At 63.2% G+C, this 13,174-nt stretch carries 12 protein-coding genes and 2 pseudogenes; 3 read left to right on the top strand and 11 right to left on the bottom strand.

The window, feature by feature from the left end; translation table 11 throughout:
* The 7 genes and pseudogenes from ACPUD7_RS06155 to ACPUD7_RS06125 all read right to left on the bottom strand — a co-directional run.
* Positions 1–368, bottom strand: a pseudogene (locus ACPUD7_RS06155) (IS21 family transposase); the annotation flags it as partial.
* 221 nt (positions 369–589) lie between these two features.
* Positions 590–751 (bottom strand): annotated as a pseudogene (locus tag ACPUD7_RS06150) (ISL3 family transposase); the annotation flags it as partial.
* A 204-nt stretch (positions 752–955) separates the two neighbouring features.
* On the bottom strand, positions 956–1,426 hold the full coding sequence (locus ACPUD7_RS06145; protein ID WP_425119425.1) for a hypothetical protein: 471 nt from the start codon (positions 1,424–1,426) through the stop codon (positions 956–958).
* A gap of 202 nt (positions 1,427–1,628) precedes the next feature.
* Entirely contained in the window at positions 1,629–3,254 is a 1,626-nt protein-coding gene (locus tag ACPUD7_RS06140; protein ID WP_135540800.1) for a cytochrome b, read from the bottom strand.
* A complete protein-coding gene (locus ACPUD7_RS06135) occupies positions 3,251–4,294 on the bottom strand; it encodes a Rieske 2Fe-2S domain-containing protein (RefSeq protein ID WP_425119424.1) in 1,044 nt (347 codons plus the stop codon). Before ACPUD7_RS06135 ends, ACPUD7_RS06140 begins: the two co-directional genes overlap by 4 nt.
* Positions 4,295–4,343: 49 nt before the next feature.
* Positions 4,344–5,096 (bottom strand): c-type cytochrome, encoded by a 753-nt coding sequence (locus tag ACPUD7_RS06130; RefSeq protein ID WP_425119428.1) that lies wholly within the window; start codon positions 5,094–5,096, stop codon positions 4,344–4,346.
* 90 nt (positions 5,097–5,186) lie between these two features.
* Entirely contained in the window at positions 5,187–5,756 is a 570-nt protein-coding gene (locus ACPUD7_RS06125; RefSeq protein WP_135541115.1) for a cytochrome c oxidase subunit 3, read from the bottom strand.
* Positions 5,757–6,040: 284 nt separating this feature from the next.
* On the opposite strand from ACPUD7_RS06125, the gene trpD reads away from it, so the two are divergent.
* Positions 6,041–7,162: an anthranilate phosphoribosyltransferase gene (gene trpD / locus ACPUD7_RS06120; protein ID WP_135540806.1), complete on the top strand. Its 1,122-nt coding sequence runs from the start codon at positions 6,041–6,043 to the stop codon at positions 7,160–7,162.
* Here the strand turns inward: trpD and ACPUD7_RS06115 are convergent.
* The 3 genes from ACPUD7_RS06115 to ACPUD7_RS06105 form a co-directional block, all read right to left on the bottom strand.
* On the bottom strand, positions 7,130–8,887 hold the full coding sequence (locus ACPUD7_RS06115; protein ID WP_135540808.1) for a DEDD exonuclease domain-containing protein: 1,758 nt from the start codon (positions 8,885–8,887) through the stop codon (positions 7,130–7,132). The genes trpD and ACPUD7_RS06115 overlap by 33 nt on opposite strands.
* A gap of 74 nt (positions 8,888–8,961) precedes the next feature.
* Entirely contained in the window at positions 8,962–9,414 is a 453-nt protein-coding gene (locus ACPUD7_RS06110; protein ID WP_135541117.1) for a hypothetical protein, read from the bottom strand.
* Positions 9,415–9,442: 28 nt separating this feature from the next.
* Positions 9,443–10,234: an alpha/beta hydrolase gene (locus ACPUD7_RS06105; protein WP_135540810.1), complete on the bottom strand. Its 792-nt coding sequence runs from the start codon at positions 10,232–10,234 to the stop codon at positions 9,443–9,445.
* 105 nt (positions 10,235–10,339) lie between these two features.
* Between ACPUD7_RS06105 and ACPUD7_RS06100 the strand changes: the two genes are divergently transcribed.
* Positions 10,340–11,173, top strand: coding sequence for a lysophospholipid acyltransferase family protein (locus tag ACPUD7_RS06100; RefSeq protein WP_135540812.1), 834 nt, complete (start codon positions 10,340–10,342; stop codon positions 11,171–11,173).
* Between the two features lie 227 nt (positions 11,174–11,400).
* Positions 11,401–11,982, top strand: coding sequence for a MerR family transcriptional regulator (locus tag ACPUD7_RS06095; RefSeq protein ID WP_135540813.1), 582 nt, complete (start codon positions 11,401–11,403; stop codon positions 11,980–11,982).
* 212 nt (positions 11,983–12,194) lie between these two features.
* Here ACPUD7_RS06095 and ACPUD7_RS06090 read toward each other — a convergent pair whose 3' ends face one another.
* Entirely contained in the window at positions 12,195–13,037 is an 843-nt protein-coding gene (locus ACPUD7_RS06090; RefSeq protein ID WP_135540815.1) for a ParA family protein, read from the bottom strand.
* Positions 13,038–13,174 lie beyond the last annotated feature (137 nt).

Below are 13,174 nucleotides of genomic sequence, written 5' to 3'. Positions count from 1 at the left end.
TGGTGCTGGTAGGTCTTGCAGAAGCGGTCATAGCCCATCGCCGGCGAGTCTGTGGTGGCGCAGGCGTCACGGTACTCGCTATGCAATAGTTTCAGCGTGACCCCGACGCGCGCGAGTTCGCGGTGGACTTCACTCCAATCAGGTTGGGCGTAGACACTCTCATGCTGGCCACGGCCAGGAAACAATCGAGCGTAGACATCGGCATCCGGCATCCCGGCTGCCTCGTCGTAGGACAGCCCCACGGCGTCAGCGGCAGCGATGACGGCGTCGACGGAATGTCTCGACATGCCCTGAGCGGCAATCTGGCGGCGAGAGAGTCCTTCAGATCGGAGGCGAAGCACCAACTTCGCTTTAATTTTGCGTACCATTCGTTTTGCTCCTTCTACCGCGTGAGTGGCCACGCGGTAGAAGGAGCCTAGAAACAGGTGGCGCTGAAGTCGAATATTCGGGGGCGCTCACGACGCCGGTCGACACCCAAGACAGGTGGCGCTCAAAGACGAGCGCAGTGGCGCCCAAGAAGCCGAATATTCACCATGTCGAACAACAGTGCCGGGCCCGTTCCTTCACTGATGTGGCGGTGGAGGACGATGATGACGATATCGCGACCAGTCCCATGGCCACCACACCGTCGGCACCAGTCATCAGCGGTGTTGGGGCGACATTCCAGAAAGGCATTGTGCCCGGTGAAGTGTTGGCCGGCGCAGCTCAGATCGCGGTGATTGAGTCTGCAGAATCTCGTGAGATCAGCCATCGAGTAAGTGGACTTGGCCACGTCGAGGTCTTTCGGATGGACGGTGAAGGTCGTTCCATCGGCGGAAGGCTTCGAGGCTTATCCGGGCAGCGACTCGCCGTGTCTGACAATCCCTGACCCACACTCTCGACGATAAACTGCCCGTAATCTCCGAACTCGGAGCACCACGTGAAAGTCTGTCAATCGCCGAGGACGGGCCCTCAACTACTTCGACGCTCTTCGTGAACGCCAGAGATGGAATACGGATCCGACGATCAATGCAGCAATATAGAAGAGAGACGAATGGATCAGCTGGACGCTGACCACGAGCGTGGTCGGGGAATCGCTTCCGGCTGCCCCGAACGTGAAAGCGTAGAGCGCTGAAAACCCCACAGCGACCGCTCCTATGAGCGCGAGCCAACCGAACGCAAGCAGTTCGCTGACGCTTTGACGAGAGCGAACTGCGACCAAACCCAGAACACACAGCGCAATCGCTGCGGCCATGAGGTAGATCGCTCCGAACCAGCCCATGACTGTCGCATAGGCAGGCATCCCGACTGCCGATACAAGGACCAGCACGGCAAAACTGACCAGCAGTACAACACCTTCGGTTCGAACGTAGTCCCAGTATCTCCCACGAATCAACGGCGAAGACGATGTGCTTCCGCTCTCCACGCTGCTGGTTGACACCTCCATTGCTCCTCCTGACACCTCGCACTTCAGAGTGTATGCGAAGTCCTGCCATATGGTCAGCAGGAGCATCACGCTGCCGGCGAAGCCGACGAGATGTGTGCTTCGTACTCGATCGGTGCCGATCGACTGGCGGGCGAGTGTGAATGAGCCGAGGGGCCCAGCAATGTGAATTGCTGGGCCCCTCGGCTATCGTGAACCTGACCGGTCAGTGGCCGAGCTGGTTGTTGCTCGAACCCTCGACCGAGTCGTGGCTGTGGTGAGAAGCTTCGAGTTCCTGCTTCGTCACCGGTGCCACGCGATCTTCGAAGAAGAATCGCGACAGACGTGCACGCAGCTTCTCCATGCCCGTCACCTTGCCCTCGGCATTCGGCTGGGCCGGAATGTACTCCGGCGACTCGAATGCGGTGATCTTCCACAGCTTGTGCGGGGGAAGAGCCTCGTGGCGTTCGAGGAATTCACCGTGGGGGAGACGGATGATGTGTGCGGTCTCGCGACCGTGCAATGCGATCTCGCGGTCCTTGCGCTGGAGTGCGATGCACATGCGCTTCGTGATGATATATCCGATGATCGGTCCGAAGAAGAACAGGAATCGGAAGATATAGATCATATCGTTGAGCGACATCTGGAAGAACACCGCGACGATATCGCCCGAAGCGGCCGCCCACATGTTGCAGTAGAAGATGATTCCTGCAACACCGATTGCGGTACGAGTCGGATTGTTGCGCGGGCGATCGAGGATGTGGTGTTCCCGATGGTCCTTCATCAGCCACGCTTCGAAGAACGGGTAGATGAACATCACCGCGAAGAGACCGCCCATGACGATGACAGCACTGTTGATGTTGAACGAGATCGGCCATCCGAAGATATAGAACTCGAACCAGCCCGGAACGATGCGCAGGAATCCGTCCGCCCAACCGATGTACCAGTCCGGCTGCGTACCGGCAGACACCGGCGACGGGTCGTAAGGACCGTAGTTCCAGATCGGGTTGATCGTGAACAGTGCCGAGATCAGAGAGAGGAGACCGAAGATGAGGAAGAAGAATCCTCCGCCCTTGGCCGCGAACGTCGGGAGCACCGGCTCGCCGACCACGTTCTTCTCGGTGTTGCCGGCACCCGGGTACTGGGTGTGCTTGTGCACGACGACGAACATCAGGTGGATGCCGATGAGCGCGATGAGCAGTGCCGGCACGATCATGATGTGCAGGGTGTACAGGCGCGCCACGATGTCGATTCCCGGGAACTCGCCTCCGAAGAGGAAGAACGAGATGTAGGTGCCGACGAGGGGGAGCGACTTGAGGATGCCGTCGATGATCCGCAGACCGTTGCCCGACAGCAGATCATCGGGCAGCGAGTAGCCGGTGAATCCGGCAGCCATGCCCATGATGACCAGCAGGACACCGACGACCCAGTTGAGTTCACGCGGCCGGCGGAATGCACCGGTGAAGAAGACACGGAGCATGTGCACGCTCAGAGCGGCAACGAACAGCAGCGCGCCCCAGTGGTGCATCTGACGGATGAACAGACCGCCGCGGATCTCCAGGGAGATCGCCAGGGTGGAGTTGTAGGCCTCGGAGATCTCGACGCCGCGCAGCGGCAGCCACGGGCCCTCGTAGTGCATCTCGCCCATGGCGGGCTGGAAGAAGAACGTGAGGAACGTTCCGGACAGAACGACGATGATGAAGCTGTAGAGAGCAACCTCGCCGAGCATGAACGACCAGTGCGAAGGGAAGATCTTGCGACCGAACTCGCGCACGAGGGCCGATGCCCCGACGCGGGTTTCGGCGAAGTTCGCCGCCTTCCCGATGGTGGTGGTTGGCTGTGTAGTACTCATGGGTGGTTGATCTCCCAGAACGTAGGTCCGACAGGCTCAGGGAAGTCCGACTGGGCAACCAGGTAGCCTTCGCTGTCCACGGTGATGGGCAGCTGAGGAAGCGGTCGTTTGGCCGGGCCGAAGATGACCTTGCAGTGCTCAGTCACGTCGAAGGTCGACTGGTGGCAGGGGCACAGCAGGTGGTGGGTCTGGTGCTCGTACAGAGCGACCGGGCAGCCGACGTGGGTGCAGATCTTCGAGTACGCGACGATGCCGTCGTGCGACCAGTCCTTGCGATCCGGATCCTCTTTGAGTTCCTTGGGATCGATGCGCATGAGCAGCACGGCTGCCTTGGCCTTCTCGTTGATCGGGTGATCGCTGGCTTCACGGTCGCCGATGCCCGAGGGCAGGACGTGGTAAGCCGAGCCGATCGTGACTTCGTCAGCCTTGATCGGACGTTCGGAATCCATCGAAGGGATGCCGCCCGGGTCACGGATGAGGCGGGTGCCCTTCTCCCACAGCGTGTTGAAGAGTTTGTCGCCGGGCAGCGGTCCCAGATCGCGGAAGACGAGGACCGCGGGCAGGGGAGCGATCGCCAGCGCCGCGATGAGCGTGTTGCGCAGAAGCGGACGACGGGCGATGCCCGACTCTTCCTTGGCCTGGTGGAGGATCTCGAGCGCAACGGCCTGATCCTCGTCGCTGCCGTTGATGTCGTGACGTTCGTCGATGCCCTCATGATCGCTCATGAGGTTCTTGGCCCAGAGCACGGCGCCGAAGCCGATGGAGAACATCGCAACGGCGGCGCCGAGGCCGACGAACATGTTGTGAAGGCGGATGCTCTGCATCGACTCACCGGGGGTGAACAGGAAGTAGGCGACGATGAACCAGATGGTTCCGATCATCGACAGGACGAACCATCCCGCCACCTGTCGCTCGGCGACCTTCTCAGCACGCGGATCCGCGTCGGTCAGTCGCGGCGTGTGCTCGGGCAGGCCTGGGTTCGTGAACCCGTTCAACTCCTCGAGCTGGCTGCCGCCGCCGGAGTGCTCTTTCGAGGTCATTGAATTCCCCGTCTATTCTCGTAATTGATGGTGAACGACACTGTCGGACTCACTTGGACCTGGATGACAGCCACACTGTCAAACCGATGACTGCTGCCAGTCCGAAGAACCAGATGAACAGACCCTCTGCCACTGGCCCCAGGGATCCGAGTTTGAATCCGCCGGGGGAGGGGTTGTCCGAGACTTCCTTGACGTAGGCGATGACATCGCGCTTGTCGTCGGGAGTCAGGTTCGCGTCGTTGAAGATCGGCATGTTCTGCGGTCCGGTCTGCATCGCTTCGTAGAGGTGCTTCTCCGAGACATCGGCGAGGTTCGGCGCATACTTACCGCGAGTCAGTGCACCACCGGAGCCGACCACGTTGTGGCACATGGCGCAGTTGGTGCGGAAAAGGCCACCGCCGGCTGCGGGGTCGCCCTTCGACGCATCGAGGTACTCGTCTTCGGGAACTGCCGGTCCAGGACCGAGCGAAGCAACGTAGGCAGAGAGCTGAGCGGTCTGCTCTTCATCGAACTGCGGTTCCTTGACACGCGCCTGCGGGCCGTTGGCCTGCAACGGCATACGACCGGTGCCGACCTGGAAGTCGACAGCAGCGGCGCCGACACCGATGAGGCCGGGGCCGGCCTTCGAACCTTCGGCGTTGAGTCCGTGGCAGGTAGCGCAGTTGGCCGCGAAGAGTTTCTTGCCTTCTTCGATGTCAGAGGCGCTGGCTGTGTCTGCCTTGGCGCTCGAAGTCTGCGTGAAGAGTGCATAGGCTCCGCCGGTCAGCAGCAGTCCCACGAGAAGCAGCGCGACCAGCGCCATGGGATGTCTGCGGCGATCTGCTAGAAGCTTCACTTGATCGTCCTTTGCTTGAAGTGTTGTGAGTCCTGGGGGCCGAGCATCTCTGGCCGTTTACTGAAGCAGGTAGATGACGCCGAACAGACCGATCCAGACGACATCGACGAAGTGCCAGTAGTAGGACACGCAGATTGCGAATGTGGCCTCGTGATGACCGAACTTCTTCGCTCCGTAGGCACGTCCGATGACGAGGAGGAAGCAGATGAGCCCGATGGTCACGTGAATGCCGTGGAACCCTGTCGTCAAGTAGAAGACGGAACCGTATCCGTCGGAGTTGATCGCGATTCCCTCGCTGACGAGAGTCGCGTACTCCATGACCTGACCGGAGACGAAGATCGCGCCGAGGAGGAAGGTCAGGTAGAACCACTCGACCATTCCCCATTTGGCGATGTTGAACAGGGAACCGGTCCGCCGGGGGCGGAACCGTTCGGCTGCGAACACACCGATCTGGCAGGTGAACGAAGACGACACCAGGATCAACGTGTTGCCGAGAGCGTAGGGGATGTCGAGGATCTGGGTCCTCGCTTCCCATAGCTCCGGAACAACGGACCGGATGGTGAAGTACATGGCGAAGAGCGCGGCAAAGAACATCAGGTCGCTCGCGAGGAACACGATGAAGCCCACCGTGGTCACATTCGGACGATTGACAACCGGATGCGCTGGCGCTGTTTGAGATGCAGTGGCAGTTGACACAACCCCATTATTACCCGTCTCGGGGTGAGTTTTCATCTTTTACCCAGGTTTCGAGAAAGAAATTTCTACACGATGTAGCGAAAAGCCCGATTTGGTGCCGAAGTCTCGATCCGGAAGCTGCTTCTGTCAGCGTGTCGAACTCAGGATAGGATGCCGCAGGTAAGGTCCGTTCCGTGTTCCGGGACGGCGGCAAAGCCTAGTGAGAGTTCAAACGGATGACCGATTCCAAGCCCCTGACCGCCCCGGCAGCGCACGTGTCCGAGGCCCGCAGCGAGGTCGAGGCAGTCCCGCAGAACTGGCCCGATCTGCTCATGGCGCTCATGCACCAACAGGACCTCGAGGGGGATCAGGCCGCTTGGGCGATGGACCAGATCATGTCCGGCAAGACTCCCGATGTGACAATGGCCGCATTCCTTGCCGCACATCACACCAAAGGCGAAACGGTCGAAGAGATCGCCGGTCTGGTCGCCGCGATGATGGACCATGCGGTGCCCCTGCCCGGTCTCGAGGACTCCGTCGACATCGTCGGCACCGGAGGCGACCGCGCGAAGACCGCGAACATCTCCTCGACGGCGGCCATGATCATCTCGGCCGCCGGCCAGCGCGTGGTCAAGCACGGCAACCGCGCGACATCCTCGGCGTCGGGCTCTGCCGATGTCCTCGAAGCACTCGGCGTCCGATTCGACATCACTCCGGAACAGACCGGGCAGATCGCACACGAGGTCGGTCTGGCCTTCTGCTTCGCCAACGTCTTCCATCCCTCGATGCAGTTCATCGCGGCTGTGCGCCGTCAGATCAGCGTTCCCACGGCGTTCAACATCCTCGGCCCGCTGACCAACCCGGCACGTGCTCGTCACACCGCGATCGGAGTTGCTGACGCCCAGATGGCACCGCTCGTCGTCGGGACGCTGGCCAAACGCGGTCACCAGGCCGTGGTGTTCCGTTCCCGCGACGGGCTCGACGAGCTGAGCAACACCGACGTCAACGATGTCTGGGAAGTCCGCCACGGAGAGATCGAACACACGACCTTCGATGCGCTCGACCTGGGCATCGCACGCGCGACGAAAGACGATCTGCGCGGTGGCGGGCCGGAGGAGAACGCGGGCATCACTCGTGCCGTGCTCGCCGGCGAACGGTCCGCGGTCCGTGACATCGTCGCCATCAACGCCGCCGCCGCGCTGGTCGCGGCCGACGAATCGGCGGTCGGCAGTTTCACCGAACGTCTCGCCGCCAAACTCGACACTGCCATCGCCACGATCGACAACGGCGGCGGGGCCGCGAAGCTCGATCAGCTCATCGAGGTCTCACACCGACTGGCCGAGGCGAACCGCTCCTGAGGATCGTGCGTGGCTGGTCGCTCCGCTTCGGGGCAGCGACCAGCCCGCCCCGCCCCGAACGGAGGCGGAGAGCAGCTCTGCGGTCTCCAGCCAGCCTGCAAGCAGGCGTGTCTCCTCCGGCAGAGAATCGGTGTCACGGGGCAGCGGTCCCGGCTCGGGCACCCATTCGGCGGTGGACTGCAGAGCTGCTATGGACTCCGACAATCCCTGCCTGCTCGTGACATGACCGGCGTTGGCGAGTCTGCCGTGGCGGATGACGGCGAGGTCCCATCCCGAGTCGAATCCGGGAGCCGCAGCCACAAGCTCCGGGACTGCGCGCAGAGCCGCCACCTCTTCTGCTCGGGACGCGGTTGCCACAGCTGATCGCATGGCATCACGGACCTCTGCTGCCGTCTCGTACCGGGACTCATCGGCCAATCGCCGCATCCGTGCGGCGGCCAAGCGCTGCAGAGACCCCAGATCTCCGTCGAGGAGGTCGCGGAGTTCAGAGATGCTGTCTCGATAGGCCGCAGCATCGGTGATGCCCGCGCACGGTCCTCCGCATTGGCCGACCTGAGCACTCACACAGGGCCGATGCTCACCGAGGTTGCGCTGCGTGACTTTCGCCGTGCACCGCTTGACGGGGTAGAGGGTGTCGAGGAGCTCTTTGACTGCTTGGGCGCTCTTCCGCGACCGGAACGGCCCCAGCGGCGGGGCGGGTGACCGTTCGATCGCCGAATTCGCGCGCACCACCGACAAGCGCCCGAAGAGCTCGTCGCTGAGTACGATCCACGAGTTCCGTTCGGGGTTCTTCGAGCGCCTGTTGTAGGGCGGGGCCAGCTCACCGATGAGCCTGATCTCTCGGACCTCGGCCTCAAGGGCGTGTGCACAGGGCAGGCAGCTGATCTCCTGCGCTGCCGTGATCATCTCGGCCATCCGACCGCGGTTCTCCGAAGCAGTGAAGTATGCGCGCACGCGGCGAGCCATATTGCCGGACTTGCCGATGTAGAGCACGCGGCGGGTCCCATCGAGGAACATATACACTCCCGGCTCGGCCGGCACGCCCTTGGCCAGATGGGATTTCGCCTGCCGCTTGGCCCACCCCGCCTGCCGGACGGTCGAGAGCTCCTCGAGGGTGGTCACTCCGTAACCGCCGAAACGTTCGAACAGGTGATGGAGCAGCTCACCGGTCGCGCGGGCATCGGAGAGCGCACGGTGGTCGGGGGCCACCTCGGTGCCGAAATGCGCGGCCAGGGTCGCAAGCTTGTGGTTGCGCACCTCATCGCGTCCGACGACGCGGCGGGCCAAGGTGACGGTGTCGAGCACCGTGGGTGCCGGCCAGTGGTAGTCGAGCCTCTCGCAGGCCGAGCGGAGGAATCCGATGTCGAAGGGCGCATTGTGGGCGACGAGCACAGCGCCGAGGGAGAACTCGAGGAAGCTGGGCAGCACCGAGCGGATCGAGGGAGCATCGTCGACCATGGCGTGGGTGATTCCGGTGAGCCGGGCGACGAACGGGCTGATCACGGACTGTTCGGGTTTGACCAGTGACTGGAATTCCCCGATGACCTCACCTCCGCGGGTCTTGACCGCACCGATCTCGGTGATCTCCGACTGGCCGGCGCGCGTTCCCGTGGTCTCGAGGTCGACGATGACGAAGGTGACAGCGGACAGGTCAGTGCCGAGGCTGTCGAAGGACAGCTGAGTGTTCTCCAGGGCGGTCGGAGCCCGATCGAATGGGACGGTCATGGTGCCCAGTGTGTCAGGCACAGGTGACACGGGAGGGTCGGACTGTCCCGTCGGGCGAATGCGGACATCGCCGCTCAGACGGAGGAGCCGTCGCCGTCATCGACGGAACGGTGGGAGGGCAGATGGAAGAACAGGCCCACGGCTCCGCCGACTCCGACGGCGAGGCCGATGAGCAGGTACCAGCCGGGCAGCGGGCGGAAGAAGACGACTCCGATGAGCAGGAGCACCACCGCGCTGAGGGCCGCAGCCCAAGAGAGCACGAGCGTGGGCGAGGCAGTGCGCCAACCGATCGGCTCGGCAGGTTCGGGATGCCAGTGCTCGGTGTCGGCGAGCGCCTCACGGACGTCCTCGACGGGCATATCGCCCATCGTCGCCGCCGGTTCGGAGATCTGCTGGATGAGGTCGTCCCACTCTTCATCGCTGATGCGCGAACGGTCATTGCCGATCCGCTCCGGATCGGGAACGTCCTGCCGCCAATCGTCCCGGCCCTCTTCGCCGGAATTCGAAGCGCTGCCCTCGTCGTCCATATCTGTCACAGCAATTCTGCGGTCACGGCTATTCCCCGGCAGTGTCTGACGGGGCCGACTCGGCGGCACCGCTGCGCGCCTTGGCCAGGACCGCCTCGGCGATGGTTCGGGCATCGAAGTCGAGAGTCGCCACGTGACGCGACTGCCGCAGCGCCACGATCCGGGCCGGGTTCGGCAGATCGGACCGCAGGACACGCAGGGTGCGAGGCCCGACGACGTTGTCCTCACCGGAGATCATCGCGGTCACCGGGGACTCGATCTTCCACAGATCCTCGCGGAGAATCTTCAGCGCTCGGTGGAACGAGGCCAAGGGGGCCAGCGGGGTCCGATGGTAGGCGTATTCATCGCGTTCGGGGTGGGCGATGTCCCCGCCGATCGCTGGAATCGTGCGGACCACGTGGCGGAGCACGGGCAGGAGAGGTGCGAAAGGGGAGTCGACGTAGAGTGCCGGATTGACGGCGACGATCTCATCGGGGGCCGCCCCAGCCGTGCCCAGGGCCAATGCCAGAGATCCGCCCATTGACAGACCGGCGACGACCACGCGTTCGTGGTCGGCCTGCAGCCGACTCAGCTCCAGGCGTGCCGCGCCGAGCCAGTCGGACCAGCCGGTGCGAGCCATGTCCTGCCATGTCGTGCCGTGCCCGGGCAGGCAGGGCACAGCGACATCGATGCCCTCGGCCGCGAGCGCGCGGGCGATCGGCACCCAGACCACGGGAGAACCGGTGAGTCCGTGCAGAAAGAGGACCGCGGTCGATGATCCGGCACTGAGACTGCGGTAGGCAGATCTCGGCTCGGACCGCACAGTGAAATCGATCTCCATGCAACCAGCATGGCACGGATGAGATGATCCCGGCATGGCTTTTCACAGTTGGTGACGATATATGATTGCCGAGGACGACAAAGGGTCGTACATGGAAGGGTGCGCGTGTTCTACTGGTTTCTCAAGCGAGTCCTCGCTGGACCCATCCTGCGGATCCTGTTCCGTCCATGGGTGCGCGGCCTGGACAATCTTCCGGCGGACGGCCCAGCGATCATCGCGGGAAACCACAACCACTTCATGGATTCGATCTTCGTCCCGCTGCTCGCACCGCGGCCCGTCGTCTACCTGGCGAAGAAGGACTACTTCACCGGGCGCGGCATCAAAGGGGCTGTGACCCGATGGTTCTTCAAACTCAACAATCAGCTGCCCATGGACCGCGGCGGCGGCTCAGGGTCCCAGGCCTCACTCGAATCGGGGCTGAAGGTCCTGGGAGAAGGCAACTCCCTGGGCATCTACCCGGAGGGAACGCGCTCACCTGACGGCAAGCTCTACCGGGGCCGGACCGGAATCGCCCGGCTGGTCCTCGAATCGGGAGCACCGGTGATCCCGGTGGCGATCATCGGCACGGACAAACTCCAACCTGCCGGTCGCCTCGTGCCGAAGCTGCGCCGAGTGGGAGTCGTCTTCGGAACTCCCATGGACTTCTCGAAGTACTCGAGCCTGCCCACCGACCGTTTCCTCCTGCGTTCGGTGACCGACGAGATCATGTACGAGATCATGCGGCTGTCGGGCCAGGAATACGTCGACACCTACGCCTCGACCGTCAAGACCAAGCTGCTGACGAGTGCGAAGCCGAAGAAGGCTGAGTCGGCGAAGGACACGGCGAAGAAGTCCGGCTCCGGCAGAAAGGCCGATTCGCCGAAGAAGGCCAAGGACTCCGACCGGACGTCATCCGATCCGGACAGCCAGCCGGAGGGCCGCTCTGACGCGGCCGAATGAGCTGTCGGTTCCGGCCCCATGGCGGCTGGATGACATGTTCGAATACTGCGATAACGGCGACACGCAGAAATTGTTACCTTGGGGTGTTTGTCCAGACCGGCCCGGCAGAATAGCTTGGAGTTGTTGAATCCCACTGTAGGTTCGCTGGGAAGAGGGCTAGAATGACTATGTTCTCGGTCCTTCCAAGCGACCTTCGCTTCCCCCAGGGACTTTAAGGAGGAGTCGGTGTGAACCGCTCAAGTCACGAAAGCGTCGACATGACGCCGATGCCGTCAGCGGCCCAAGGGCTGCTGTTCGATGATGATCTGCCCGTTCTCGACGAAGAGGCCGGCTACCGCGGTCCCACCGTCTGCAAGGTCGTCGGCATCAGCTACCGTCGTCTCGACTACTGGGCGCGCACCGACCTGGTGACCCCGTCGATCCGCAATGCCACCGGGTCCGGCAGCCAGCGGCTCTACAGCTTCCGCGACATCCTCGTCCTCAAGATCGTCAAACGGCTCCTCGACACCGGCGTCGGGCTGCAGTCGATCCGCACCGCGGTCGAGCACCTGCGTTCCCGCGGCGTCGAAGATCTCTCTCAGATCACGCTGATGTCCGACGGCGCCAGCGTCTTCGAATGCACCTCACCCGACGAAGTCGTCGACCTCCTCCAGGGAGGACAGGGCGTGTTCGGAATCGCCGTCGGTCGGGTCTGGAACGAAGTCGAAGGCACGTTGTCAGAGCTGCCGAGCGAGCGCATCCCCGAAGACGATGCGGCCATCGAAGCGATGGACGAGCTCGCGGCCCGTCGCGCCCGTAAGAGCGGCTGACCTCCGCAGCGCTCCACTGCACCTGATTCGCCGAGGCGGTCCATCCGGAAAGGATGGGCCGCCTTAGTCGTTCACCGCCGGCCCGGTGTGTGGCCGCGGCATGTCACCTGAAGTGCTGCGCAGATACAGAAGTGAGTGCTTGGCAGATACAGAAGTGCCGCCCGAACGGAAGCTCGGGCGGCACTTCTGAGATCTCTGATCTGGGGGAGTGGCTACTTCTTCTCCGACGCCGTCCTGGTCGGCTTCGCATCGCCTCCGCGGCGTCCCCGGATGTTCTCCGAACGCAGTGCTCGTTCGAGAAGGGCATCGAAGGAGCCGGCGACCTCTTCTGCGGGCTTGCCGGGCCAGGAGTGGATCGGACGCGCCGAACCCTGGGCCTGCTGCATGACGGCACGTTCGGCCAGCGGCGGGTTGAGAACGAGGGGACCGAACATCTCACGCATCTCTTGGATGCGGTAGTCGTGTTCGGTCGAACCGGCCCGAACGCGGTTGACGACGAGGCCGAGAGGCTGCAGATCGCTGGCGCCGCGCTGGCGCAGCTCGTCCGTGGCGCGCAGGGCTCGATCGGCGGCCGCCACGGAGAACAGGCTCGGCTCGGTGACGACGGCAACCCGGTTGCTCGCCGTCCAGGCCGTCCGGGTCAGCCCGTTGAGGCTCGGCGGGCAGTCGATGAGGACGAGCCGGTAGCCTTTGGCAATCCGTGCCAGGGCATCCTCGAGGCGACGCAGGTAGCGTTCGGACAAGGACGGGCGATCGAACTCCGCGGCCCGAGGCGAACCGGAGATCACATCGAGATGACCGAGCCTGTCACCGACCCACCCCGAGGGGATGATGGCCTCGGACAGGATCTTCTGGGACTTCGGGGCAGCGAGGACGTCGGCGATGTCGACGCGCGTCGAGGTCGGCACATCGAGCCCCGTCGACGAGTCCGCTTGCGGATCCATGTCGACGACCAAGGTCGGAATTCCCCTGTTGTAGGCCGCCGAAGCTAGACCGAGCGTCACGGACGTCTTACCGACTCCGCCTTTGAGGCTGCTGATACTGAGGACAAGCACTCTCCTACGGTAACGTATCGGGGCCTGCGGGGCTGAGCCGACCACGCCGAGACTCACGTCTCAGTCCGAAGTCGACCCCCGCCCGCGAAGGTGTCTCAGGTCACTGAGTAGAGTATGTTCCCGACAGCTTGTCGACC

Origin of the sequence: Brevibacterium sp. FAM 24630 (assembly GCF_049804075.1) — a bacterium.
GTDB lineage: Bacteria > Actinomycetota > Actinomycetes > Actinomycetales > Brevibacteriaceae > Brevibacterium.
This window is presented reverse-complemented; position numbering and strand designations above follow the sequence as displayed.

What these genes read in the sequence shown, in the direction of transcription:
- ACPUD7_RS06130 (WP_425119428.1), bottom strand. Translation starts at nt 5,096, where the DNA reads ATGGCGCTGGTCGCGCTGCTTCTCGTGGGACTGCTGCTGACCGGCGGA.
- ACPUD7_RS06115 (WP_135540808.1), bottom strand. Translation starts at nt 8,887, where the DNA reads ATGACCGTCCCATTCGATCGGGCTCCGACCGCCCTGGAGAACACTCAG.
- ACPUD7_RS06105 (WP_135540810.1), bottom strand. Translation starts at nt 10,234, where the DNA reads ATGGAGATCGATTTCACTGTGCGGTCCGAGCCGAGATCTGCCTACCGC.
- ACPUD7_RS06135 (WP_425119424.1), bottom strand. Translation starts at nt 4,294, where the DNA reads ATGACCTCGAAAGAGCACTCCGGCGGCGGCAGCCAGCTCGAGGAGTTG.
- ACPUD7_RS06110 (WP_135541117.1), bottom strand. Translation starts at nt 9,414, where the DNA reads ATGGACGACGAGGGCAGCGCTTCGAATTCCGGCGAAGAGGGCCGGGAC.
- ACPUD7_RS06140 (WP_135540800.1), bottom strand. Translation starts at nt 3,254, where the DNA reads ATGAGTACTACACAGCCAACCACCACCATCGGGAAGGCGGCGAACTTC.
- trpD (WP_135540806.1), top strand. Translation starts at nt 6,041, where the DNA reads ATGACCGATTCCAAGCCCCTGACCGCCCCGGCAGCGCACGTGTCCGAG.
- ACPUD7_RS06145 (WP_425119425.1), bottom strand. Translation starts at nt 1,426, where the DNA reads ATGGAGGTGTCAACCAGCAGCGTGGAGAGCGGAAGCACATCGTCTTCG.